18 protein-coding genes are annotated in these 23,170 nt (G+C 64.6%); 6 read left to right on the forward strand and 12 right to left on the reverse strand.

The annotated features are described in order from the left end of the window. Positions 1 to 41 precede the first annotated feature (41 nt). Genes ilvA through queF form a run of 3 tightly spaced genes read left to right on the forward strand, consistent with a single transcriptional unit; the run spans position 42 to position 3,276 of the window. Positions 42 to 1,514 (forward strand): threonine ammonia-lyase, biosynthetic, encoded by a 1,473-nt coding sequence (ilvA, locus tag ACEN8U_RS11885; RefSeq protein ID WP_413658307.1) that lies wholly within the window; start codon positions 42 to 44, stop codon positions 1,512 to 1,514. Positions 1,515 to 1,552: 38 nt separating this feature from the next. Beyond that, complete coding sequence (locus ACEN8U_RS11890) at positions 1,553 to 2,455, forward strand: 5'-nucleotidase (protein WP_310085660.1); 903 nt, start codon at positions 1,553 to 1,555, stop codon at positions 2,453 to 2,455. After that, positions 2,452 to 3,276, forward strand: a complete 825-nt coding sequence (queF, locus tag ACEN8U_RS11895; protein ID WP_015001587.1) for an NADPH-dependent 7-cyano-7-deazaguanine reductase QueF — start codon at positions 2,452 to 2,454, stop codon at positions 3,274 to 3,276. Before ACEN8U_RS11890 ends, queF begins: the two co-directional genes overlap by 4 nt. 67 nt (positions 3,277 to 3,343) lie before the next feature. Here queF and ACEN8U_RS11900 read toward each other — a convergent pair whose 3' ends face one another. From ACEN8U_RS11900 to ACEN8U_RS11910, 3 genes are all read right to left on the reverse strand, one after another. Next, positions 3,344 to 3,730 carry a RidA family protein gene (locus ACEN8U_RS11900; RefSeq protein WP_013337998.1) on the reverse strand — a complete coding sequence of 129 codons (387 nt, stop codon included), beginning with the start codon at positions 3,728 to 3,730 and terminating at the stop codon, positions 3,344 to 3,346. A gap of 90 nt (positions 3,731 to 3,820) precedes the next feature. Further along, the gene (locus ACEN8U_RS11905) at positions 3,821 to 5,302 is read right to left on the reverse strand and encodes an N-acyl-D-amino-acid deacylase family protein (protein ID WP_015001585.1); all 1,482 of its coding nucleotides are present in this window, start codon (positions 5,300 to 5,302) and stop codon (positions 3,821 to 3,823) included. Between the two features lie 14 nt (positions 5,303 to 5,316). Next, the gene (locus ACEN8U_RS11910; protein WP_015001584.1) at positions 5,317 to 6,207 is read right to left on the reverse strand and encodes a MurR/RpiR family transcriptional regulator; all 891 of its coding nucleotides are present in this window, start codon (positions 6,205 to 6,207) and stop codon (positions 5,317 to 5,319) included. A gap of 127 nt (positions 6,208 to 6,334) precedes the next feature. Here ACEN8U_RS11910 and ACEN8U_RS11915 point away from each other — a divergent pair, with 127 nt between their 5' ends. Continuing rightward, positions 6,335 to 7,612: an amino acid deaminase gene (locus tag ACEN8U_RS11915; protein ID WP_015001583.1), complete on the forward strand. Its 1,278-nt coding sequence runs from the start codon at positions 6,335 to 6,337 to the stop codon at positions 7,610 to 7,612. Positions 7,613 to 7,883: 271 nt separating this feature from the next. Here the strand turns inward: ACEN8U_RS11915 and ACEN8U_RS11920 are convergent, their stop codons facing one another. Together ACEN8U_RS11920 and ACEN8U_RS11925 are read right to left on the reverse strand one after the other, a co-directional pair. Beyond that, positions 7,884 to 8,354, reverse strand: a complete 471-nt coding sequence (locus ACEN8U_RS11920; protein ID WP_013587083.1) for a MarR family winged helix-turn-helix transcriptional regulator — start codon at positions 8,352 to 8,354, stop codon at positions 7,884 to 7,886. Positions 8,355 to 8,382: 28 nt separating this feature from the next. Further along, positions 8,383 to 9,978 carry an MDR family MFS transporter gene (locus ACEN8U_RS11925; protein ID WP_310105050.1) on the reverse strand — a complete coding sequence of 532 codons (1,596 nt, stop codon included), beginning with the start codon at positions 9,976 to 9,978 and terminating at the stop codon, positions 8,383 to 8,385. A gap of 139 nt (positions 9,979 to 10,117) precedes the next feature. Here ACEN8U_RS11925 and ACEN8U_RS11930 point away from each other — a divergent pair, with 139 nt between their 5' ends. Then, complete coding sequence (locus ACEN8U_RS11930) at positions 10,118 to 10,960, forward strand: EcsC family protein (protein ID WP_310105047.1); 843 nt, start codon at positions 10,118 to 10,120, stop codon at positions 10,958 to 10,960. On the opposite strand, the gene ACEN8U_RS11935 is transcribed toward ACEN8U_RS11930, so the two are convergent. The 7 genes from ACEN8U_RS11935 to ACEN8U_RS11965 all read right to left on the reverse strand — a co-directional run bounded on the left by ACEN8U_RS11935 (position 10,930) and on the right by ACEN8U_RS11965 (position 21,808). Further along, complete coding sequence (locus tag ACEN8U_RS11935; protein ID WP_015001580.1) at positions 10,930 to 11,892, reverse strand: alpha/beta hydrolase; 963 nt, start codon at positions 11,890 to 11,892, stop codon at positions 10,930 to 10,932. The two genes, ACEN8U_RS11930 and ACEN8U_RS11935, sit on opposite strands and share 31 nt — an antisense overlap. 149 nt (positions 11,893 to 12,041) lie before the next feature. Next, positions 12,042 to 12,476 (reverse strand): CHRD domain-containing protein, encoded by a 435-nt coding sequence (locus tag ACEN8U_RS11940; protein WP_015001579.1) that lies wholly within the window; start codon positions 12,474 to 12,476, stop codon positions 12,042 to 12,044. 378 nt (positions 12,477 to 12,854) lie between these two features. After that, positions 12,855 to 17,324, reverse strand: a complete 4,470-nt coding sequence (locus ACEN8U_RS11945) for an ATP-binding protein (RefSeq protein WP_310105040.1) — start codon at positions 17,322 to 17,324, stop codon at positions 12,855 to 12,857. Positions 17,325 to 17,332: 8 nt separating this feature from the next. Further along, positions 17,333 to 18,079, reverse strand: coding sequence for an aquaporin Z (gene aqpZ / locus ACEN8U_RS11950; RefSeq protein WP_041744899.1), 747 nt, complete (start codon positions 18,077 to 18,079; stop codon positions 17,333 to 17,335). Between the two features lie 239 nt (positions 18,080 to 18,318). Continuing rightward, positions 18,319 to 18,963: a response regulator transcription factor gene (locus ACEN8U_RS11955; protein ID WP_310105037.1), complete on the reverse strand. Its 645-nt coding sequence runs from the start codon at positions 18,961 to 18,963 to the stop codon at positions 18,319 to 18,321. 123 nt (positions 18,964 to 19,086) lie between these two features. Then, entirely contained in the window at positions 19,087 to 19,776 is a 690-nt protein-coding gene (locus ACEN8U_RS11960) for a response regulator transcription factor (RefSeq protein WP_015001575.1), read from the reverse strand. 694 nt (positions 19,777 to 20,470) lie between these two features. Beyond that, positions 20,471 to 21,808, reverse strand: a complete 1,338-nt coding sequence (locus tag ACEN8U_RS11965) for an MFS transporter (RefSeq protein WP_310105034.1) — start codon at positions 21,806 to 21,808, stop codon at positions 20,471 to 20,473. Between the two features lie 94 nt (positions 21,809 to 21,902). On the opposite strand from ACEN8U_RS11965, the gene ACEN8U_RS11970 reads away from it, so the two are divergent. Further along, positions 21,903 to 22,784, forward strand: a complete 882-nt coding sequence (locus ACEN8U_RS11970; RefSeq protein WP_310105031.1) for a LysR family transcriptional regulator — start codon at positions 21,903 to 21,905, stop codon at positions 22,782 to 22,784. The last annotated feature ends 386 nt before the right edge of the window (positions 22,785 to 23,170 follow it).

Below are 23,170 nucleotides of genomic sequence, written 5' to 3' on the forward strand. Positions count from 1 at the left end.
ACGACTACCTGAAAAAAACCCTCACCGCGCGCGTCTACGACGTGGCCCACGAGACCGAGCTCGAACGCGCGCCGCATCTGTCGGCGCGTCTGCGCAATCCGGTGTATCTGAAGCGCGAGGACAACCAGCCGGTGTTCTCGTTCAAGGTACGCGGCGCGTACAACAAGATGGCGCACATCCCGGCCGAGGCGCTCGCGCGCGGCGTGATCACCGCGTCGGCGGGCAATCATGCGCAGGGCGTGGCGCTGTCGGCGGCACGCATGGGCGTGAAGGCGATCATCGTGGTGCCGGTCACGACACCGCAGGTCAAGGTCGACGCGGTGCGCGCGCACGGCGGTCCGACGGTCGAAGTCGTGCAGTTCGGCGAATCGTATAGCGACGCCTACGGCCACGCGGTCAAGCTCCAGGAAGAGCGCGGCCTCACGTTCGTGCATCCGTTCGATGATCCGTATGTGATCGCCGGCCAGGGCACCGTGGCGATGGAAATCCTCAGCCAGCATCAGGGCCCGATTCACGCGATCTTCGTGCCGATCGGCGGCGGCGGACTCGCGGCGGGCGTTGCGGCCTATGTCAAATCGGTGCGGCCCGAAATCAAGGTGATCGGCGTGCAGACCGACGATTCGTGCGCGATGGCCGCGTCGCTGAAGGCCGGCGAGCGCGTCACGCTCAACGAAGTGGGCCTCTTTTCCGACGGCACCGCGGTGAAACTCGTCGGCGAGGAAACCTTCCGGCTGTGCCGCGAGTATCTCGACGACCTGCTGCTCGTGAACACCGACGCGCTGTGCGCCGCGATCAAGGACGTCTTCCAGGACACGCGCAGCGTGCTCGAACCGGCGGGCTCGCTCGCGGTCGCGGGCGCGAAGCAGTACGCGGAGCGCGAGGGCATCGAGAACCAGACGCTGATCGCGATCACCTCGGGCGCGAACATGAATTTCGACCGCATGCGCTTTGTCGCCGAGCGCGCCGAAGTCGGCGAGGCGCGCGAAGCGGTGTTCGCGGTGACGATTCCCGAGGAGCGCGGCAGCTTCAAGCGTTTCTGCGAACTGGTCGGCACGCGCAGCGTGACCGAATTCAATTACCGCATTGCGCAGGCCGAGTCCGCGCATATTTTCGTGGGCGTGCAGATCCGCAACCGCAGCGAGTCCGCGCAGATCGCGGGCGCATTCGAGGCGCATGGTTTTGCCACCGTCGATCTGACTTTCGACGAACTCTCCAAGCAGCACATCCGCTACATGGTGGGCGGGCGCTCGCCGCTCGCGCATGACGAGCGCCTCTTTCGCTTCGAGTTTCCGGAGCGGCCCGGCGCGCTGATGAAGTTTTTATCGTCGATGGCGCCCGACTGGAACATCAGCCTCTTTCACTACCGGAACCAGGGCGCGGATTACAGCTCGATTCTCGTCGGCATTCAGGTGCCGGAAGCCGATAACGCGGAGTTTGAGCGCTTTCTCGCGACGCTCGGCTATCCGTATTGGGAAGAGACGGAGAATCCGGTGTATCGGCTGTTCCTGGGTTGAACGACTGCAATACGACTGCAACGAACCTGACACCGCAGATGGCTCTTTCGCTTGTCGACAAACTGGTGGTGGCGATTTCCTCGCGCGCGCTCTTCGACTTCGAGGAAGAAAACCGCGTCTACGAGGAAGGCGACCTTCAGGCCTATGAAGCGCTGCAGCGCGCGCGGCTTACCGTGCCCGCGAAGCCGGGCGTCGCGTTTCCGCTGATCCGCAAGCTGCTCGCGTTGAATGCGGGCGGCCATCGCGTGGAAGTGGTGATTCTGTCGCGCAGCGATCCGATCAGCGGATTGCGCGCGTTTCATTCGTGCCGCGAGCACGGACTCGCGATCGAGCGCGGCGTCTTCACGCGTGGCCGCGCGCCGTTCGGCTATCTGAAGCCGTTGAACGCGTCGCTCTTTCTGTCCGCGAATCAGGACGACGTGCGCGATGCGCTCGCCGCCGGTTTCCCGGCCGCACGCGTGTTGCCGGAATCGGCGAAAATGGCGAGCAAGTATCCGGACGAAATTCGCATTGCTTTCGACGGCGACGCGGTGCTGTTTTCCGACGAAGCCGAGCGCGTGTTCCAGAAAGACGGCTTGCGGGCTTTCGTCGGCCATGAGACGCACAACAGGAATCTGCCGCTTGCCGACGGGCCGCTCAAGCCTTTGCTCGAAGCGCTGCATCGGCTGCAAAAGCTCGCGGATCAGGCCGCGCCCATGCATATTCGTACGGCATTGGTGACGGCACGGTCGGCGCCCGCGCACGAGCGCGCCATCCGAACGCTGATGGCCTGGAACATCGAAATCGACGAAGCGATGTTTCTGGGCGGCCTCGACAAGAGCGCATTTCTGCGCGAGTTCGAGCCTGACTTTTTCTTCGACGACCAAATTGGCCACTGCGAGTCGGCCCGTGTCGTGACGGCGACCGGGCATGTGCTGAGTGGCATCGTGAACGCATCATGACACCCGAACAATCACCGCTGGGTAAGGCCTCCACTTACACCGAACAGTACGACGCCTCGCTGCTCTTTCCGATTGCGCGCGGCAACGCGCGCGGCGCGATCGGCATCGGCGCGCAATTGCCGTTTTTCGGCACGGACATCTGGAACGCGTATGAGCTGTCGTGGCTCAATCAGCGCGGCAAACCGCAGATCGCGGTGGCCACCTTCTTCGTGCCGGCGGATTCGCCGAACATCGTCGAATCCAAGTCGTTCAAGCTTTATCTCGGCTCGTTTGCGCAGACCGCGTTCGACTCCATCGAAGCGGTGCGCGACACGATCAAGCGCGACGTGTCGGCGTCCTGCGGCTCGACGGTCTCGGTTTATCTGACCGCGCCGCACGATTTCGCCAAATTGCGGATGGAAGAATTCGAGGGCACGCCGCTCGACCGGCTCGATCTCGACGCGGATGTCTACACGCCCGACGCTTCGCTGCTCAAAGCGGCGCTGGACGAAGCCCCCGTCGAGGAAACGGTGTTCTCCAACCTGTTGAAATCGAACTGCCCGGTGACGGGACAGCCGGATTGGGGCAGCGTGCAGATTCACTACGTCGGGCCGCAGATCGATCATGCAGGCCTGCTGCGCTACATCATTTCGTATCGCAATCACACCGGCTTTCACGAGCAATGCGTCGAACGGATTTTTATCGACGTGCTCAACGCGTGCCGCCCGGTCAAGCTCGCGGTCTATGCGCGCTACACGCGGCGCGGCGGGCTCGACATCAACCCGTTTCGCACCAATTACAACCTGCCGATGCCGGACAACATGCGTCTCGCGCGGCAATAAGCACTCGTTGAAGCCTTTTCGCCGCGGACGTGCTTCGGTCACGCCCCGCGGCGAACCTCCAGGCGCGTCAGGCCGCCGGCTTCTTGTAGGCGACGCAATCCACTTCGACCTTGCAGTCGATCACCATCGACGAAACCACGCATGCGCGCGCCGGCGGATTGTCACCGAAGTATTCGCGAAACACCTTGTTGAACGACGCGAAGTCGCGCGGATCGTCGAGCCACACGCCGCAACGCACCACGTGCTCTGCGCCGTAACCGGCTTCCTTCAGAATGGCGAACACGTTCTGAATCGCCTTGTGCGATTGCTCGACGATGCCGCCGTTGATCACTTCGCCGTTTTCCATCGGCGTCTGTCCTGAAACAAACAGCCAGCCGTCGGCTTCCACTGCACGTGCAAACGGCATGTGCTGGCCGCCCGTTCCTTTACCGCCTTCAACGCCATATCGCTTCATCATTACGCTCCTTAAAGATTGGACGCGCGCAGCCGTCGCGCCGCGCGCCTTCATAAATCGGGATTCGCTAGACCGGTTGCCCCAGCCCCGTCAGAACGCGCCGGTGGCGTCGCCTTTCGACGCCGCGCCGCGCGCCACGAAATGTCCGGCGCGCTCGCCCGTGACTTCGCCGTTGCGGTAGGTCAGCACGCCGTTGACCCAAACCGCGTCGATGCCGTCGGCCGCCTGTTGCGGTTTCTCGAAGGTCGCCGCATCGCGCACTTTCGCCGGGTCGAACAACACGAGGTCGGCGTGATAGCCGATATGCACCTCGCCGCGCTGCGCGAGACCGAAGCGTCGTGCGGACAGGCTCGTCATCTTGCGCACCGCCTCTTCGAGCGGCAGCAAACCGGCGTCCCGCGCATAGTGGCCGAGCACGCGCGGAAAGGCGCCCCACAAACGCGGATGCGGCAGCGGATCGTTCGGCAAGCCGTCGGAGCCGACCATCGTCGCCGGATGCGAGAGAATGCGCCGCACGTCGTCTTCCGACATGTTGTGATACACCGCACCCGCCGGCCGCAGGCGCTGTGCCGCTTCCTGCTGCGTGACGCCCCACTCGGCGGCAATGTCCTTGACGAGCTTGCCGGCCATTTCCGGATGCGGCTCGGACCACGTCACCGTGATGTCGATGTCGCCCGTGACCTGCTTCAGATCGAGCGTCGACGAACTGCGGTTATACGGATAGCAGTCGCAACCGATAGGCTGCATGCGCCGCGCGCCTTCGATCGATTTCAACACTTCCTCGCTGCGCCCCCAGTTCGACGGCCCCGCGCACTTCAAGTGCGAGATCACCACCGGCACGCGCGCGTGACGGCCCACGCGATACGCTTCGTCCATCGCGTCGAGAATCGCATCGAATTCCGTGCGCATGTGCGTGGTGTACAGCGCGCCGGCGGCGGCGAGCGGCTCGGCGAGCGCCATCACCTCTTCGGTCGGCGCGGCAAACGCGGATCCGTACGCCAGTCCCGAACTCAGGCCGAGCGCGCCGTTCGCGAGCGCCTCTTCGAGCTGCGCGCGCATGCCTTCGATTTCCTGCGGCGTGGCCGCGCGGTCGAGGCGGTCCATGTGATTATTGCGCAAGGCCGTGTGGCCGATCAGCGCGCCGACGTTGACCGCAGGACGCGCAGCGTTCACTGCCTTCACGTAGTCCGCGAAAGTCGGGTACTGGAACGCGTCGCGCTCGCCGAGCAGGTTCATCGGATCAGGCGGATCGCCCTTCAGCGCGACCGGCGAAGCGCTGATGCCGCAATTGCCGACGATCACCGTGGTCACGCCTTGTGTGATCTTCGGCAGCATCTGCGGGGAGCGGATGACATGCGTGTCGTCGTGCGTGTGAACGTCGATAAAGCCCGGCGCGAGCGCTCGCCCCTCCGCTTCGATCACGTCTTCGGCCAGCCAGTTCGACAGATTGCCGATCGCGACGATGCGCCCGTCGCGGATCGCGACATCGCGCTCGACAGGCGGCGCGCCCGTGCCGTCATACAGCTGCGCGCCGACAATCAGGGTATCGGCGGCTTCGGGATGCGAGTGCATGGATCAGTCTCCTATCAGTCACCCAAGGGTTGTCGATCGCCGCCGCCGCGGTGCGTGTCGAGTGCGTGCTTCATGCGGCGGAGCAATTCGCGGCTCTCGTCACCCTGACTGACGGCAAGTTCGGTGACGAGCACATCGAGCGCCATCATCATCGCGTAGCGCGACGACGACGGCTTGTAAATGAAGTCGGTCTCGAAGGCGACAATCGGAATCAGCCAGTCCGCGAGCCGTGCGAGGGGCGACGCGGGCGCCGTCAGCGCGATCACCGTCGCGCCGTAGCTGCGCGCGATCTGGCAGTTTTCCACCATCTCCGGCACGCGGCCGGTCGTGGACAGCGCGATCAGCACGGTATCGCGCGACACGGTGCTCGCGACCATGCGCTGCAACAGGCCGTCCTGATACGTGGCCACGGGTCGCCCGAGGCGCACGAGCCGGAACCGCATTTCGTCGGCGAGCGCGGTGGAGCCGCCGCCCATGCCGAACACATAAATCATGCGCGCGGCGCGCAGCGCGGCGGCCGCTTCGGCCAACGGCGCCTGGCGCAGCAGTTGATGGTTGTGCGCCAGCGCCGTCTGCAATTCGTCGAACACGCGGGTCGCGATGGGCTCCGGTGCGTCGCCGGGCGTGCCGGCCTGCAAGAAGCGCTGGCCGACCGCCGCGGCCTGCGCGAGCCGCAGCTTCAATTCGCGGACGTCGCGGCAGCCCACCGCCTTCGCAAAGCGCGTGACGGTCGCGACGCTCACCTGCGCCTGCTCCGCCAGCGCGCCGATGCTGGCGCGCGAGGCGCCCATCAGATCGTCGAGAATCAGCGCGGCCACCTTGCGTTCGGCCGAGCGCAGCTCCGGCGCGCACTCGGCAATGCGCGCGACGATGTCGAAAGTCAGCGGTTCGGCGGTGGAGTTCATGGCTGCCCGGGCCGGCGGAATGCGATGGAAACCGTGGTACTAAATAACATTTCTCTGCCCATCGTACTTTCGGTAACATGGTAAAGTCAACCTCGATGCAATTTAACCGGACGATGGAGCAGGAGACATGAAAGTTACAAACTATCAGGGCGCAACGATTGATCCTTATAGCAAGGGCTTGGGCATGGTTCCGGGCGCGAGCATCCAGCTCACGGACGCGGCGCGTCTGGAGTGGAATCTGTTGGACGAAGACGTGAGCCTGCCCGCCGCCGTGCTCTACGCGGACCGCATCGAGCACAACCTCAAGTGGATGCAGGCCTTCGTCGCCGAATACGGCGTGAAGCTGGCGCCGCACGGCAAGACGACCATGGCGCCGCAACTCTTCCGCCGTCAGTTGGAAACCGGCGCGTGGGGCATCACGCTCGCCACCGCGCATCAGGTTCGCGCGGCTTATCACGGCGGCGTCTCGCGGGTGCTGATGGCCAATCAACTGGTGGGCCGCCGCAACATGATGATGGTCGCCGAATTGCTGAGCGACCCGGATTTCGAGTTCTTCTGTCTCGTCGATTCAGTGGAAGGCGTCGAGCAACTGGGGCGTTTTTTCACGTCGGTGAAAAAGCCGCTGCAGGTGCTGCTCGAACTGGGCGTGCCGGGCGGGCGCACCGGCGTGCGTGACGAAGCACAGCGCAATGCCGTGCTCGACGCAATCGCCCGCTACCCTGGCGTGCTAAAACTTGCGGGCGTCGAATTGTATGAAGGCGTGCTGAAGGAAGAGCACGAAGTCCGCGAATTTCTGCAAGGCGCGGTCGCGGTTACGCGCACGCTCGTCGACGCGGGGCGTTTCGAGCGCACGCCCGCCATTCTGTCGGGCGCGGGCTCGGCATGGTACGACGTGGTCGCGGAGGAATTCGTGAAGGCGTCGCAGTCCGGCAAGGTCGAAGTCGTGCTGCGCCCCGGCTGCTATCTGACGCATGACGTCGGCATTTACCGTAAGGCGCAGACCGACATCTTCGCGCGCAATCCCGTCGCGAAGAAAATGGGCGAAGGCCTCTTGCCTGCGCTGCAACTGTGGGCCTACGTGCAGTCCATTCCGGAGCCGGACCGCGCGATCATCGGCCTCGGCAAGCGCGATTCCGCATTCGACGCGGGTCTGCCGGAGCCGGCGCGCCATTACCGGCCGGGCAATCAGGCGCCGCGCGACATCGCCGCGAGCGAAGGCTGGGAAGTCTTCGGCTTGATGGATCAGCACGCGTACATGCGGATTCCCACCGGCGCGGATCTGAAGGTGGGCGACATGATCGCATTCGACATCTCGCACCCGTGCCTCACGTTCGACAAATGGCGCCAGGTGCTGGTGGTCGATCCGGCTTACCGCGTCACGGAAGTGATCGAGACGTTCTTCTGATTGTTCCAACGGTTTTGACCGCGCGCGGGCCGCATGCCGCGCGCGGGCTGCCGCGGTTGGCGCGCCTCGTTGTAGCCGGCCCGGCGCGCGTCTGGCCGACCGCTTGGCGGGGCGTTTGGCCGACCGTTTAGCCGACCGTTTAGCCGACCCTTTAGCCGACCCTTTAGCCGACCCTTTAGCCGGCCGTTTAGCCGGCCGTTTAGCCAACCCTTCAGCCGACCGTGTTGCCGAGCGCTTAAGCCGACCGTTTGGCCGACTGCTCGGCCACCGCTTAGCCCAGCTTTTCTCCGGCCGTTTCTTCGACGTTAGCCGCCGACACCACTTCGCCGATTCTCGCTTCGAGCATTTTCAACGCACCGGACAAGGCGCAGAGCGCGTCGTCCGGCAGCGCGGCCATCGTGTCGTGCAAGAACGCGTTGCGGCGCGGCAGGCTCGCTTCGGTGGCGGACAGACCCGCTTCGGTCAGGCGCACATTGGTCACGCGGTTATCGCGCGAGTCCATGCTGCGGGCGACCCAGCCGAGCCCTTCGAGCGCTTTTAACTGGCGAGTCAGCGCGCCGGGATCGACCCGCAACTGTTCGACAAGCCGCTTCTGCGACGACTCGCCCGCCTGCTCATGCAGCGCGAGCATGATGCGCCAGCGCGGCAACGGGTGGCCGACTTGCGCCTCGAAGGCCGACATGAACGCACGATAGGTGCGGCCGAACTGCTGCATGACGGCGACGCGGTCCTGTTCTTCCATAAGGGTTATGTATCGCTGAAATCGAAAATCAATCCGCGTGGATCACCGGCTCGAGCTTGCGCTGGAGCTTGATCGGCGGAACACGGCGGCTTTGCCATACCGACACGACCGCGACGATGGCCGCCATCGCGAGACCGAAATGAATCGCGGCGACGAGCGTCTCGCGCGCCGTCTCGAGAAGCATTGCGCCATTATGGCCCGCGTGCGCCAGCTGGCCGAGCAGGCTGGCTTGCGCTTCGTGGTTGATCAGAATCTGCGGATCGCCGAGGTCGCCGAACCATTGCGAGGCGTGATCGCTTTCGAGCGCGCTGCGCACGCCGCTCGCGTACATATGGCCGACGAGCGTTCCGGTGAGCGCAGTGCCGATCATGCCACCGATCATCCGCAGAGACTGCAGCAGCGCCGTTGCAATACCGAGATGCTCCCGGCCGGCTGTCTGTTGCGCGAAGATCGTGAGGTTCGGCATGACAAAACCGAGGCCGAGGCCGCCGAGCACCATGAACGACATGAGCAGCCAATGCGGCATGGAGCGCGCGGCCACCACCACGCCGAGGCACGACAGCGCAACCAGCGCAAAGCCGACGTACAGCATCAGATTCGGATTGCGCACGCGCGAGACCACGCGGCCGTTGGCGATACTGCCGATCGTGATGAACACGACGAGCGGCGTGATCACCACACCGGCTTCTTTCGGCGACATGCCGAAGCCGCCCTGGAACAGCAGCGGCGCGTAGAAGAGCAGCGAGAACATCGTGAAGCCGCCGAGCACCGCGAGCGTGAAAAGCGCGGCGAGGCTCTGGTTGCGGAACATGTCGACGGGAAGAATCGCCGTGGGGCAACGCTTTTCCCACTGCCACAGCGCATACGCCGAAGCGACGCTCAGCACGAGCAGCGCGCATGCGCCCCATGTGAGCCCATGTTTCGGCAGCAATTCGACGAACAGTTGCAGCGAGCCGAGCGCCACGGCGATCAGCGCGGCGCCGGGCCAGTCGAGCCGCATCTTGCCCTTATGTTCGACGTGCCGCAGATGCGGCAGGAAGCGCCAGACGAAAAACAGCGACAGGATGCCGACCGGCAGATTCACATAAAAGACCGAGCGCCAGCCGTAGTACTGAGTCAGGAAGCCGCCGAGCGACGGTCCGACGGCATTCGCAATGCCGAACGCCGAGCTCATCAGCACCTGCCAGCGCAAACGCACGACCGAATCCGGAAAGAGGTCCGGAATGCAGGCAAACGCGGTGCCGACCAGCATGCCGCCGCCGATGCCTTGCAGGCCGCGCGCGAGCACGAGGAACAGCATGTTGTTGGCGACGCCGCAAAGCACCGACGCGCCCGTGAACACCACGATGGACGCAATCACGAACGGCTTGCGCCCGTAGTAATCGCCGAGCCGCCCGAAGATCGGCACGGTAATCACCGAAGTCAGCAGATACGACGTGGCCACCCATGCATAGAGCTCGAAACCCTTGAGTTCGGCGACGATGGTGGGAAGCGCGGTGCCGACCACCGTCTGGTCGAGCGCGACCAGCATGGTGACGAAGGAAATGCCGAGCATCGCCAGCAGCGATTCCCGGAACGGCAAGACTTGCCCACTCGAATGATGGGCGGCGGTATGAACAGCCATTTTTGATATAGCAACAGTTGACGCGTCAAACGATTTGGGAATCATACCACGCATGCGGGCTCTAAGCAGGACGTCGAAAGGCGCTACGCCGCGCCTCGCTCGACTGAAGAATGCATTTCACATGACGCCTGGGAGGCACATGGAGCCGAGTTCGCTCACAGCACAATCGTTGTCTGAAGAAGACCTGGCCGCGCTGTGCCGCGCGAAACATGAACTGGAAAGCCCCGCACTGACGATGAAACTGGCGAGCATCGTCGGTGCGCCGTTGGAGAAGCTGATTGCGCGCATGCCCGCGTTCGCCAACGAAAAGGTCGCGGACGCGACGGAACTGGCGCTGCGCAAGTGCCTGTCCATCGCGCTGCGCACGCTCGGCCGGCGCGACGGCGCTTCGTCGCTCGTCACGCCCGAGAAGCCGAGCAACCTGCTGCATAAATTCGCGGTGGCCACGACCGGCGCGGCCGGCGGCGCGTTCGGCCTCTTCGCGCTGCCCGTCGAGTTGCCGGTCACGACGACGCTGATGTTCCGCTCGATTTGCGACGTGGCGCGCAGCGAAGGCGAGGACCTGAAGTCGATCGACACGCAGCTCCAGTGCCTGACGGTGCTGGGCATGGGCGGCACCTCGAGCGCGGACGACGACGCTGACTACGGCTACTTCATCATGCGCGGCGCGCTTGCGCAGGCGGTATCGAAAGCGTCGTCCGAAGTCGCGACGAAGGGTTTCACCACGCACGGCTCCGCCGCCCTGCTGCGCCTCGTCAACACGATCGCCGCGCGCTTCTCCGTGCAGGTCAGCGAGCAGATCGCCGCGAAGTCCATTCCGGCGATCGGCGCGGTGCTCGGCGCAATGGTCAACACGGTGTTCATCGACCACTTCCAGCAGGTCGCGCACGGCCATTTCACCGTGCGGCGGCTTGAACGGCAGTACGGCGAAGAGACCGTGAAGGCCGCGTATCAGACGATCGACGTCGCGCTCGACGCCTGAGCGGCATGGGCGGCGCGACTCGTCGTGCGCCGGATGAAGGCGGCGCCGCGGTCGAGCGCGCGATTCGCCTCGGGGATGAACGGCGTGAACAGCGGCCACACGTGCGGCATCTTGTTCCAGACCTCGAGTTCGCAATCGACACCCGCCGCGCGCGCGTTGGCCGCGACGCGCCGCGAGTCGTCGAGCAGGACTTCGGTGCTGCCCGCCATCATGAAAAGCGGCGGCAAGCCGCGCAAATCCGCGTAAACCGGCGACGCATATGGATGCGTGGCCGGCATGTCGCCGAGATAGACCCTGGCGGCTCGTGCGATTGCCGGACCGCTGAACATCGGATCGGCGCCATCGTTCTCGACAATGCTCGCGCCCGTTGCCGCGAGATCCGTCCACGGCGAGAACAGCAGCGCGCCCGCGGGCAGCGGGTCGCCCGCGTCGCGCAGCGCGACGAGCGCCGCGAGCGCAAGGCCGCCGCCCGCGGAATCGCCTGCAATGACAATGGACCGCGGCGGCGTGCCGTCGGCGATCAACTGGCGGTAGGCGGCGGTTGCATCGTCGAGCGCGGCAGGAAAACGGTGCTCGGGCGCGAGGCGGTAGTCGAGCGAAAAGACCGGCGCGTTTGCACGCGTGGCGAGGCCGAACACGATCGACCGATGGGTCCGCGGCGAGCAGAAGTAATAGCCGCCGCCGTGGCAGTACAACACCGTGGCTTGCGGGCCGGCTGCGGGCTCGGCGCCCACGCGCTCGATCCATTCTCCGCGCGGCTTGCCGTCGGCGCCATTCAGCTGCCGCAGACGCCAGCCGCGCGGCACATCCGGCGACCAGACGCGCTTTGCCGTCAATGCGCGCGCCTTGTTCACGTCGATCTGCGGATGCAGCGTTCGAGGGCGAAACTGCCTGCGCAAAAACCAGCACGCCAGTGCGCTTTGCCAACTCATCGGGACATGCTCCTTCGGAAATGTCCCCTCATGGTACGTGCGTTGGCCGCTGCGCCGATGGACGGCGGCTTCTAATCTCGAAAAAGCCGCGGCCGCGGCGCGCGCCAAACACGCGGCGCGGCGCGACTCTTGCGATTTTTCCGGACGTGTCAGTTTGCCGGCAAGACCTGCCCGCGAATTTCGCCGGTCGGATTTTGCGCGGTATGAATGTTGAAGTACCACTGACCCGCCATCAGGTCGGTGACCTGCTGTTCGCTGAGCGCGGCCGAGCCTTTAATCGGACTCGCGAGCGCGTTCTTGTCGATGGGCACCTGCACTTTCGCGTTTTGCCCCACGGGCGCCGGGCCGTGGAAATGCGCGGCTGTTACCGGGCCGCTCAGCCCTTCGTAGCTGACCGTCCATTGCAGCGATTTCGTCGACGTGTCAAAAGTTGCATTCAGTGCGCCGTGCCCGTGACTCACACGAGGCGGCACTTCGCTGGAGGGTTCGAGGTCTGCCTTCAAGGCGACGGTGTCCGCCAACGCCACACCCGCCATTGCCGCCCACACAGCCACCGCCAGATTCAGTTTTTTTAGCGTAATCATGGTCTTCTCCGACTCGTTGCGCCCCAGCGCCGACCCGTCGACCTGTGGGCCGGCGGCGAAGCCATCACATACTAGTGCAAAACGTCGGAGCACGTCGGCCGAGGAAAGCGCGTCGACGTCTGCGTGGCGGCGCGCCGCTTGGCGCGCCTGTTGCGAACTTTTGAAACGGTTATTTGCAGATTCTGTAATGAATTATCCGCGCGATCCCGGGTATGCTTTGGGCTCGCGAGAAGTGACTCCTTCATCGAGGGATGTCTCCAAATCTTTAACGCGGCTTCGGCCGCGTTTTTTTTCGCCTCGGCTTTTTGCCCTGCTTCATTGCAATGCGGTTGACGGAGGTTGTCTCGCGCATGCGAGTCTCCGCAGAGAGCGAAACGATCAGGCGAGCAGCGCGGCTTGCTGCTCGATGCCGTCGAGCATCGCGTTGCATCTGTCGATGAGCGCCAGTCCGTCGCGGCGCGTGCGCTCCGGGGAACGGAGGATCAGGCGGCGATAGTCGTCCAGCGCGCCGATCAGCGGCGGATACTGCAGCACGCTCGCTGCTCCCGCCACGCGATGAAGCCACTCGCGCACGCGGACCCCGTCCATGTTCTCGAGCAACGGCGCGAGCGACTGAATGTCTTCGCGCACGGAAGAGACGAACGAATCGAGCAACGCCTTCACCGTGGATTCGCTGCCCCACAGTTGCGTCATCTGACCGAGGTCGACGGGGACGAACGGATCAGCGGCCTTTGCCGAAGACCCGGCAATGTCAGCTGCGTCGGCGGTCTCGGCCGGCGCGGCCTGCCACGCGCTGTCCGTGCCGAACCAGCGGCTCAGATACTCGCGCAGCGTGGCTAGGCGCGTCGGCTTGATGAGACTCTCGTCCATGCCCGCTTCGCGACACAGGCGCAAGTCTTCGGGCGCGGTGTTCGCGGTCACGCCGAGAATGGGCAGACGCTGCGCGCCGCCCTGCTCGCGCTCGCGCTCGCGGATGCGACGCGTCAACTCATAGCCGGACACGTTCGGCATATGGCAGTCGGTGATCAGGCATCCATAACTGGTGTGCTCGAGCGCGGCCAGCGCTTCGGCGCCGTCGTTGGCGACGTCGCACGCGAAACCGAGCAGCGCGAGCTGATGCCGAATCAGCTCCTGATTCACCGGATGATCTTCAGCGACAAGGATCAGCCGGCCGCTCGCGATGGCCCGCTCGCGGTCCGGCGGCGCGGTGATCCGCTCAGGTGTGCGCGACATTCCGACCGACGGCGCCGGCACGGACTGAAGCCCCGTCATGGCCGCCGCGCACGCGGCCCCGAGCCCGCGCCACGATATCGGATTGATGCTGAGGCGCACATTGTCTTCGAGAACGCGGTAACCCGTGGGCTTCGCTTTTTCCGTGAGCGATATGACCCGCACGTTGTGTCTGACGTTGGCGGGCAACCTCACGTCCTCGCTCACGAACAGCAGATCGATGCCGCCGAGCGCGGCGCTGCAACGCAGTTCGACAGTATCGGCAGGCATGTGGCGCAGTTCGAGCCCCAGCGCTTGCCCGAAATGGACGAGCGCCTGGCCGACTCGCGCGTCGTTGATCGCGACGAGACCGCGCCTGCCGCGCAAGCCGTTCACCGAATAGCCTCGCGTCTCGACCGGCATGCCGAGACGCACCGTCATGCGCGTGCCGCGGCCCGGTTCGCTTTCCAGCGCGAGCGAGCCGTTCATCAATTCGATCAGCTTGCGGCAAATGGTCAAACCGAGGCCGGTACCGCCGAAGCGGCGCGTGGTGGAAGATTCGGCCTGCACGAACGGCTCGAAGAGTTTCGCCTGAACATCGGCTGCGATGCCGATGCCGGTGTCTTCCACAATCACCTCGATGGTCTGAAGCTCGCCCGTTTGCGCTACGACCGCCACGCTCACGTCCACCTGGCCCGCGGGCGTGAACTTGATCGCGTTGCCGAGCAGGTTGAAGAGCACCTGCCGCAACCTCACACTGTCGCCGCGCAGCGTGGCGGCGACGTCGGAGGCAATGTCCACGCGGACTTTCAGACCCTTCTCGTGCGCGCGCCCGGCGAGCAGGCCCACCGCGTTGTCAACCAGTTCGCGCAGGTCGATGGGCTCCGCCTCGATGGTCAGGCGCCCCGCCTCGATTTTCGAGTAGTCGAGCAGATCGTCGAGAATTTGCAGCAGCGCGCCCGCCGACTCGTGAATCATGCCGAGCATTTCGCCCTGGTCCGCATTGAGCGGCGTGCGCTCCAGCACTTCGACGAGGCCGAGCACGCCGTTCATCGGCGTGCGGATTTCGTGGCTCATCATGGCAAAGAAGTCGTCTTTGGCGCGTGAAGCGGCCTCGGCGACGTCGCGCGCGCGAGCGAGTTCCTCGGCACGCGCGTGTTCGACGCTCGCGTCCACCCAATAGCCGCTCCACACGACGCTTCCGTCCGCCTCGCGGCGCGGCACCACTTCCGCGCGGGTCCATTTGAACTCCTGCTCGGGACCGAGACGAAATTCGACGAGCACGGGCGTCTCGAGCCGCGCCGAACGCTCGAGCTCGGCCATCACAAAGGCACGGTCTTCTTCGCAGATGCGTTCGAAATCGGCGTGCTCGCGGCAAGCGTCTCTCGTCCGCCCCTGGCGAAGCAGAAGTCCTGGCGCACCGCCGATGTAGGGGAACGAATAGGCGCCGTCCGCCGTGCGTCGCAGTTGGAACACCACCGCGGGCAACGAGCGCGTGACGTCGAATAGCCGCCGCTCGGTATCGCGCGCACGCATTTCCGCGCGCCGGATATCGGTGATGTCGACCATGGTGCCGAGCGAACACACCGGCTGGCCGTCGTTGCCGCGGCAGATGCTCGTCCAGAACAGGCCATGCCGCACATCGCCGGGACTGCGCTCGAACTGAAGCTCCACCTGAGCCATGTCGCCGCCTTCGAGCAAGTCGAGCCGCATCTGGTCGAGTACGCGGCTGTTGGCCTCGCCCCACGTCTGCACCTCCATGGTGGTGCGCCCGAGAACTGCCTCGCGGCCGAGCCCGCACGCTTCTTCATAGGCACCGTTGACGGCGATATAGCGGCCTTGCAGGTCTTTGGCGACGAGCGGATAGGGCACCATCTGCATCATGGTTTCCTGGAAGTTCAGTTGCAGCGCGAGCTCGCGCTCCGTCTTCTTGCGGCGGCGCACTTCGCGCTGCAGAAGCAGATACGCGCGCAACGTAACGAGCAACGCCACGCCGATGCCGATAAGCACAGGCAGCAGACGCACCGCGGAAACGCTCCATGTGCCCACACCGGCCGCATTGCCCGTCACCCATTTTTGCCGGATACGCTGTTTCTCGGCGGGCGGCATGGCCAGCAGCGCGCGGTCGATCAGCCCGGCGAGCGGGCTCAGATCCGGGCGCACGGCAAAGTCGAGCGCATCCGATTCGCCGACGGTGCCGAGAATCTTCAGCACGCCGGCGTATTGGCGCTTGAGCACGATGTCCACCGCGGCCACGTTTTCCACCACCACGTCCGCCTCGCCGGACGCCACCATGCGCAGCGCCTCGTCGAGGCTGGGCGCGATGACCACGTGGTTCTTCGGAATGCGCTGAAAGGCAAGCGGGTCGACCCCGGCGACATGCGACGACACCACGATGCGCCGCGCGGCGAAATCGCTGAGGGCACGCGCAGCGGGCTCGTCGTCGCGCCCGACCATGACGAGTGGATAGCTCTCGTACGCACGCGTATGCCGCGCCTTCGCGAGGCGTGGATCGTTGCTCGATCCCGTGGTGAGAACCGCAAGTTCGCCGCGCTGGAAGGCTTCGATCGTGCTCGGCCAGTCGGGCTGCCGCGCGCGGTTGAACACGACGCCAAGCGTGCGGCTCAGGTAGGCGAGGTAGTCGGAGGTCACGCCGGCGGGGCTCCCGGACGTGTCGATATAGCTGAAAGGCGGCCAACTGCTGTCGAAGCCGACCTGCAACGGCGGCAGCGATCGCAGCCAGGCCCGTTCCTGCTGCGTGAGTTCCAGACGCGAAGTGGCAAGCTCAGGCTTCACGCCGAAATTGCCGGAAAGCCAGTGCACGCGAATCGCCGTTTCGTCGGCCTGATTCATGGAGGCCAGCGCGCGGTCGAGGTTGTCGCGCAATGTGGCCCGGCTGCGCGGCACACCGAAACGCAGTTCCGCGCTTTTGGTGGTTTCCTCGAATGCCACGCGCAGATTGCGGAATTCCTCCGTCGCGAGCGCATATTGGACGGCCGGCGTAAAGCCGAGATAGACGTCGGCGTCGCCATGGGCGACGGCAGCGAGCGCGGCGTGCGTCGACGTGAACGCGCTGATCTGCGCATGCGGAAAGCGCTCGCGCAAGGAGCGCTCGAGCGCAAAGCCCTTCTCGATTGCAATGGACGCCGCTGCAATGCGCGCCGGACCCTCGTACATGTCGCTGTCGCGACGGACCACCGCCGACGTCGACGCGCGAAAATACGGCGCCGTGAAACTGATGCAACGCTCGCGCTCCGGGGTGCGGGCGAGGCTCATCACGAGATCCACTTCGCCCGCGCATGCGGCGGCGATCAGTTGCGGCATGTCAGGATAGGCCTTGGGCTCGATCGCGACGCCCGGCCCGACGAGCGCGCGCAGGTAATCGACGCTCATTCCGCTCAGCCGGCCGTCCTGCAGCGAGTCGAACGGCAGCCAGTTGTCTGCGAGGACGCCGACGGTGATGTGCTGCGGAAAGGCGCCGGCCGTCTGCCGTGCCGCGGGTTCGCCGAACGGCTGTGCGATGGCCGCCAACTGCGCCGCAGCGAGCAGACAGAGCCCGGCGAGCCACATCCACGCACGCCGCAGCACGCGCGCTCTCGTAGCCGTCTGCAAGCGCATGGCGATGAAATTCAGCGACACGGCACGGCTCAGGCGGCTTCGCTGTGCCCGTCGGCCAGCGCAGCGGAGGGCTGGTCCGATCGTCCGCCAAGGAACGAAAACAGAAAGCCGGCCAGCACGCCCCCGGACATGGGCGCCGCCCAGAACAGCCACAGCTGGTCGAGCGCCCAATCGCCGACGAACAGTGCCTGCCCCGTGGAGCGCGCCGGATTGACCGAGCCGTTGGTCACCGGAATCGACACCAGATAGATCAGCGCGAGACATCCGCCGACCACCATCGGGCCGCCAGGCTCCGCCTTGTATCGCTTGGCCACGACGAGACTCACCATGACGAACGCGAACGACAGCACGAATTCGACGACGAGCGCCGAGTGCAGCTTGTAGTCGGCAGGCGAGTGATCGCCGAAGCCATTGGCCGCGAATTCGCTCGCGCCCATGTCAAAGCCGGGGCGACCGTTCGCCACATAGACGAGGAGCGCCGCGGCTGCCACCGCGCCGAGAATCTGCGCGGCAATGTAGGGCAGCAGGTCTTTGACTGGAAACCGTTGCGCGGCGGTGAAGCCGACCGTGACGGCCGGATTGAAATGGGCGCCGGAGGTTTCGCGAAACCAGTAGCTCGCCGTGGCGAGCGCAACACCGAATGCCAGCGAGACCTCGAGTACGCCGTATCCCTGCTGAACGGCGCCCGTGTTCAATACGATACTGCCGCAGCCGATGAACACAAGCCATGCGGTACCCACACCCTCGACCAACAACCGCTTACCTAGCACGGCCATGCCGCCCTCCTGTCGCTATGCAAAGCAGACGGCGCCGCGTGATTTGCGCCAGGCGCCCGCCTCAAGTTCCCGGCTTTGCCCGGCGCGGCCTCAAGAAATCACTGCTTCGATGAGGCCAACGTCCGCAAATGCCGAAGCTAATTCGCAACTATGGAGGGGCAAGGCGTCTCGACCAATCAGAAGACTCCTAATTTCGGGACTGCGAGCTGGGGATAGGCGCGAGTGGTCGCACGATTCTGCTAGATCAAACCGATCTGCCGCGCGTAGTCGACAAGATCGGACTCGGTTTCGAGGCCGAGCTTGCGCATGGCGGTACGCTTCTGAGTGCTGATGGTTTTGCCGCTGCGCTGAACGCGCGCGGCAATTTCGTGCACCGCGAAGCCTTGCGCATAAAGCTGAAATATTTCCCATTCGCGCGCGCTCAGGACACCGGCACGCGGTTGCGGCGGCGCCTCTGTCGTCTTCATCACGATGCGTACCTGTTCCGACAGATAGACGTCTCCGGCCATGGCTGCCTGAATCGCGTCGATCAAGGCAGCGGCCGTGTCGCGCTTGTCGACGATAGCGCTGACGCCCAGATGCAGAAGCCCCGACAGCATGTGCGCCTGAGAGGTCATGGTGAGCACGACAACCGGCGGATGGACGCGGCCCCGCAACACGCGACGCAGGAACGAAACTGCATTGCTGCCGCCGTCCAGTCCGGGCATGCCGATGTCGGATATGACGACGTCACACTCGCAGTTGTCGAGCAGGCTGGCGAGGCCATGCGTATCGCAGGCCTCGCCAACGATCTCGACGCCAGGCGCGGCCTGCAACAACCTCGTCACGCCGACGCGAATCCAGTCGTGGTCGTCCGCCACGATAACGCGCATTTTCTCTGTCATTGTTTTCTTATGTGATCGACTGGCTTGCCGAGTACAAAAAGTACTTCCCCCGAACAACGCCAATGCATTGGTTTGCTGGCCGCGCCGGCTGCGCGCAACCTCTGTCTGCACGTGCGCCGCAGGTCAGCGACCTTCGGCGCGCGCCTCGGACACCACGCCGTGCTCGACAGCGAAACGGAACAGTTCGGCGTCGCTGTGCAGCGCCAGCTTGCGCATGGCCGTGCATTTCTGCGCGCTGATGGTCTTGACGCTGCGCCCCAGCCGGCCGGCAATTTCCGTGACGCCGAGCCCCGACGCGTACTGTGTGAACACCTCGAGCTCGCGCCGCGACAACACGGAACGCACGAAGTCAAGACGCTGCATGGCCGTTGCCTCGGCAATGAGCGCGCGCACGGCCGGCCCCAGATACGACTCGCCCGCGAGCGCCGTGACGATCGCCACGTGGATCAGATCGATGCGGTCGCGCTTGCTGATCAGCGCATGCACGCCCAGCGCGAGGACGCTTTGCAGCGCCGCGGCCTCCGTTTCCATGGTGAGCACGACGAGCGCGACATGGGGATAACGCCGCCTGAACTGGCGAACCGCCTCGATGCCACTGCCGTCCGCGCCGCCTGGCATGTAGAGATCCATGAGCACGAGGTCGCAGCCCGTGCGTTCGACCTCGGCAAAAAGCTCCGTCGCGTCGAGCGCGCGGCCGACCACCTCCATGTTGGGGTAGCCGCTCATCAGATTCTCGATCGCCAACAGGACGAGCGGATGATCGTCCGCGATGATCGCCCGAACCGGCGCGCCTATTTCAGCCGTCTCGCCCATCGTCTACCTCTTCTCCATATCCTGACTCCCGTCGTCGTCTCATGCGCAACTGGCCGTGTTCGATCATCCGGCATTCCGCCGGCTTTAAACATAAGATCGATCCGAAACAGCTTTGAAACAACCTCAATAACCACGTCGATTAAATTGCTTAGCTATGCGATTCAATTTTAAGAATTGCAATGTATCCGACGCACGAGAATAACCAGGATCGTTAGTAAAGCCAAGTTTTGTTATGGCCGCATGCCTTTGCCGAATAACAGTGCGGCGATGGCATCCGGGAGCAGCGGCAATTTCCGCGATGAGGCGACCTCCGACGAATATTCTGACAATCACCGCCCGCATTACTGACAGAGGCAATGCAAGCGCCACCAGCAGCGGACCTCGCGCGCGGTCCCGGGAGAAGTCTCGCGAGCGGGTCACCAACGCAAGGAGGACCGGCTTACTGTAGGAATGGGTGCAACGAAGCGCTACGGATCGACGCCGATAAAATCACGCCACGCGCACAGTGAAAATCGCAGCGGGCGTGATTCTCCGGTGAATCGATCCGTCAATCGTGCCGTGCCGACGACAAAAGACCTGAATACTCAAAATGAATAATTCGAGAAGAACGGTCGCGGAATTCGCCTGCCATTAACGCCGTCTTGCGCGACCTTCGATCAAAGTCGCTGAGCTCGGCAATTCATAGTGCCGGCGATCATCGAGCGGCATTGCAGTTTTGCGCGCCGCTGGCGGCGCCGATGCGTTGCACACGCGGGAAAACCGGCAATGCAATCAGCGCGCTGATGCTGGCCACCGTCCACACCATCGGCCATGATCCGAGCGAGAGCAGGGGCGGAATCGCGAGCGGCGTAAAAAACAGCATGAGGAACACGCACGTGTTGCCGATTGCCAGCGCCGTGCCGGCGCGCTGAGTGCCGGCGAGCGTCGCGAGTTCGGTGAAGGCGACGCCGTGCCATGCGGACGCGCTGACGCCGCCGAGCACGATCATCGACGCGAGGATCAGCCCGACCATCGGCATCGCGGCGTGCTGCATGCCGGCGACGCCCGTGGCAAGCGCGAGCGCGGCGAACAGCACAGCCGTCAGCAGACTGCAGCCGCGCATGTAGGCGCGCCGGTTGCCGCGCCGGTCCGTCCATCGGCCGCTCCACACACGCGCGATGGCGGCGCCGACCTGTACGGCGGCCATGGCCACGCTGATCGTCAGCACGCCGGCGTGGCCAAAGTCATGCAGGAATACGGTTCCGAAGGTCACGACAGCAAGTTGCGGCACGCAAAGCGCGCCGGCCCCGAGCGCCACGCGCCAGATGCCGATTTCGCCCAGCGGCGAGCGGGCAACCGGCTGTGCGCCGTGTGCGACCGGAACCGCATCGGCATGCGCCGCGCGTGCATCGCCGGCTTCGGCATGTGCCGGTTCATGCAGCCATTGCCATGCAAACGCCGCCGTTATCGCGCACGCCAGCGCGAGCACCGCGTAGACGCTCACGAAACCAAACCGCGCGGCGAGCAGCGGCAGCAGTAACGCGCCGACCCCGCCGCCCGCGGGCACCGCCGTTTGACGAATGCTCATTGCCAGTCCGCGCTCGCCTTCGCGGAACCATGCCATCACCGCGCGGCCGCTCGACCCGTTGACACTGCCGCCGAGCAGGCCGACGAGCAGCAGGCCGAGCGCGAGCGTCGCGATATGCGGCGCCTGTGCGCCGGACGGCGCGGCAAACAACGTGAGGCCGGCGAGCGCCGCGGCAGTCGAAAGAAGCCCCAGCAACAGCACGCGACGATCGCCCCAGCGGTCGGTCAACAGCCCCCAGGGCAGTTCGCTCACCGCAATGCCCAACCCGAGCATGCCGAGCACGAGACCGAGGCCGTCGTTGCCGAGGTGATAACCCGAGCGCAAATAGACCGCCGTCGTGGGAATGCCTGAGAAGGCCGCCGAAAAGCTCGCGTTCGCTGCGAAGCCGACGCCCAACACCTTCCATCTGTGGCTCGCCGTGCGGTGGCCGGTGATGAGTCCGCTTGCCGTCAATCCGTTTGCCATGATTCCTCCGCGATGATTTCGGAGGTATGCTACGGCGACGGTTTCCATCGGAAAAGCCGGAAATTTAGATGTCATCTATCGGGTTTAGCGAAACATGAGCCAGCGCGGATTCGACCTCACCCAGTTGCGGACCTTCGTTGCCGTCGCCGAATCGGGCAGCGTTTCGGCCGGCGCGGAGCGCGTGTTCCTGTCGCAATCGTCAGTCAGCGAGCAGTTGAAGAAGCTCGAGGAGCGCGCCGGCCAGCCGCTTTTCGTGCGCAGCAAACAAGGCGTGAGCGCGACGCCCGCGGGCAGCCGCCTGCTCGAGCACGCGCGGCGCATCCTCGCGATGAGCGAAGCGGCGTTCGAGGACCTGCAAGGCCGCTCGCTCGACGGCGAGCTGCGCATTGCCATCACCGACTATTACCGGCCGCATGACATCGCCCGCATCCTGAAGACGTTCTCCGAGCAACATCCGCGGCTGAAGCTGCATGTGACCGTGCTGCCGAGCGCCGTGATCGACAGCCATGCCGGCGACGACGCGTCGTTCGACATCGGCCTCTCCTTGCGGCTCGTCACGGGCAGCGCGCGCGGGCCGGGCCGGCGCGGCAGTGCACAGAGCACCGTCGTGCGGCGCGAGAAGCTGCTGTGGGTCAGTGCCGCCGATGCCCGACCCAGCGCGCCGTATCAACTGGTGCTGTTGCCGTCGAGCTGCCAGTTGCAGCGCTTCGTCGTCAAGCTGCTCGACGAAAACAAGGTGCCCTATGTGGTCTCCCACTCGGCCTCCGGCGTGGCCGGATTGCAACTCGCGCTGAAGGCGGGGCTCGGCATCTCGTGCCTGAACGAATCGTCGATCGGAGCGGGCGTGATGGCCTGCCCGCCCGGCATCGGCTTGCCTGCGTTGCCGGCCGTCGAGTTTCATCTGTTGCCGGGGCGGATCGGCGAAAGCGAACGCGTCAGCAATGCGCGCACGGCGTTAATGCGGCTCTTCAGTTGAGTACGCGTAATCCCGCTATGGCTTGACCACGGCCGTTTATATGCAAGCCGAATCGAGGTGTTGAAAGCGCTTTGATCGACACCTATGATGGTCAAAGACAAATCAATAAGTCCCTTCGACCGGTTATGGGCATTGGCCAACCAGGCGTCAAGCAGGCAGTGAATCAGTCGCCGTATTTCCGCGCCTCACGCGTCTGATTGATTTCGATCAAGCCATTGCATCGCCATGGCGAATCAGCTTTCGCCATCCAGAATAAGCTTCCGTTTGCTGTCTTAGGCTGTCTGAATCTGTCTGAAGTTGTCCGAGTAGCGAAGTGGCAGACCCGCTGTGCGTGGCATATCGAGGCTGGATCGAAACCCAGCCGCGAATGCAGGTGAAGCAGAATC

The organism is Paraburkholderia phenoliruptrix (assembly GCF_047325075.1).
In the GTDB taxonomy this organism is placed as follows: domain Bacteria; phylum Pseudomonadota; class Gammaproteobacteria; order Burkholderiales; family Burkholderiaceae; genus Paraburkholderia; species Paraburkholderia phenoliruptrix.

Bases quoted from the DNA above. Each gene is read 5' to 3' on its own strand.
- ACEN8U_RS11890 (WP_310085660.1), top strand. From the start codon at position 1,553: ATGGCTCTTTCGCTTGTCGACAAACTGGTGGTGGCGATTTCCTCGCGC.
- queF (WP_015001587.1), top strand. From the start codon at position 2,452: ATGACACCCGAACAATCACCGCTGGGTAAGGCCTCCACTTACACCGAA.
- ACEN8U_RS11900 (WP_013337998.1), bottom strand. From the start codon at position 3,730: ATGAAGCGATATGGCGTTGAAGGCGGTAAAGGAACGGGCGGCCAGCAC.
- ACEN8U_RS11905 (WP_015001585.1), bottom strand. From the start codon at position 5,302: ATGCACTCGCATCCCGAAGCCGCCGATACCCTGATTGTCGGCGCGCAG.
- ACEN8U_RS11910 (WP_015001584.1), bottom strand. From the start codon at position 6,207: ATGAACTCCACCGCCGAACCGCTGACTTTCGACATCGTCGCGCGCATT.
- ACEN8U_RS11915 (WP_015001583.1), top strand. From the start codon at position 6,335: ATGAAAGTTACAAACTATCAGGGCGCAACGATTGATCCTTATAGCAAG.
- ACEN8U_RS11920 (WP_013587083.1), bottom strand. From the start codon at position 8,354: ATGGAAGAACAGGACCGCGTCGCCGTCATGCAGCAGTTCGGCCGCACC.
- ACEN8U_RS11925 (WP_310105050.1), bottom strand. From the start codon at position 9,978: ATGGCTGTTCATACCGCCGCCCATCATTCGAGTGGGCAAGTCTTGCCG.
- ACEN8U_RS11930 (WP_310105047.1), top strand. From the start codon at position 10,118: ATGGAGCCGAGTTCGCTCACAGCACAATCGTTGTCTGAAGAAGACCTG.
- ACEN8U_RS11935 (WP_015001580.1), bottom strand. From the start codon at position 11,892: ATGAGTTGGCAAAGCGCACTGGCGTGCTGGTTTTTGCGCAGGCAGTTT.
- ACEN8U_RS11940 (WP_015001579.1), bottom strand. From the start codon at position 12,476: ATGATTACGCTAAAAAAACTGAATCTGGCGGTGGCTGTGTGGGCGGCA.
- aqpZ (WP_041744899.1), bottom strand. From the start codon at position 18,079: ATGGCCGTGCTAGGTAAGCGGTTGTTGGTCGAGGGTGTGGGTACCGCA.
- ACEN8U_RS11955 (WP_310105037.1), bottom strand. From the start codon at position 18,963: ATGACAGAGAAAATGCGCGTTATCGTGGCGGACGACCACGACTGGATT.
- ACEN8U_RS11960 (WP_015001575.1), bottom strand. From the start codon at position 19,776: ATGGGCGAGACGGCTGAAATAGGCGCGCCGGTTCGGGCGATCATCGCG.
- ACEN8U_RS11965 (WP_310105034.1), bottom strand. From the start codon at position 21,808: ATGGCAAACGGATTGACGGCAAGCGGACTCATCACCGGCCACCGCACG.
- ACEN8U_RS11970 (WP_310105031.1), top strand. From the start codon at position 21,903: ATGAGCCAGCGCGGATTCGACCTCACCCAGTTGCGGACCTTCGTTGCC.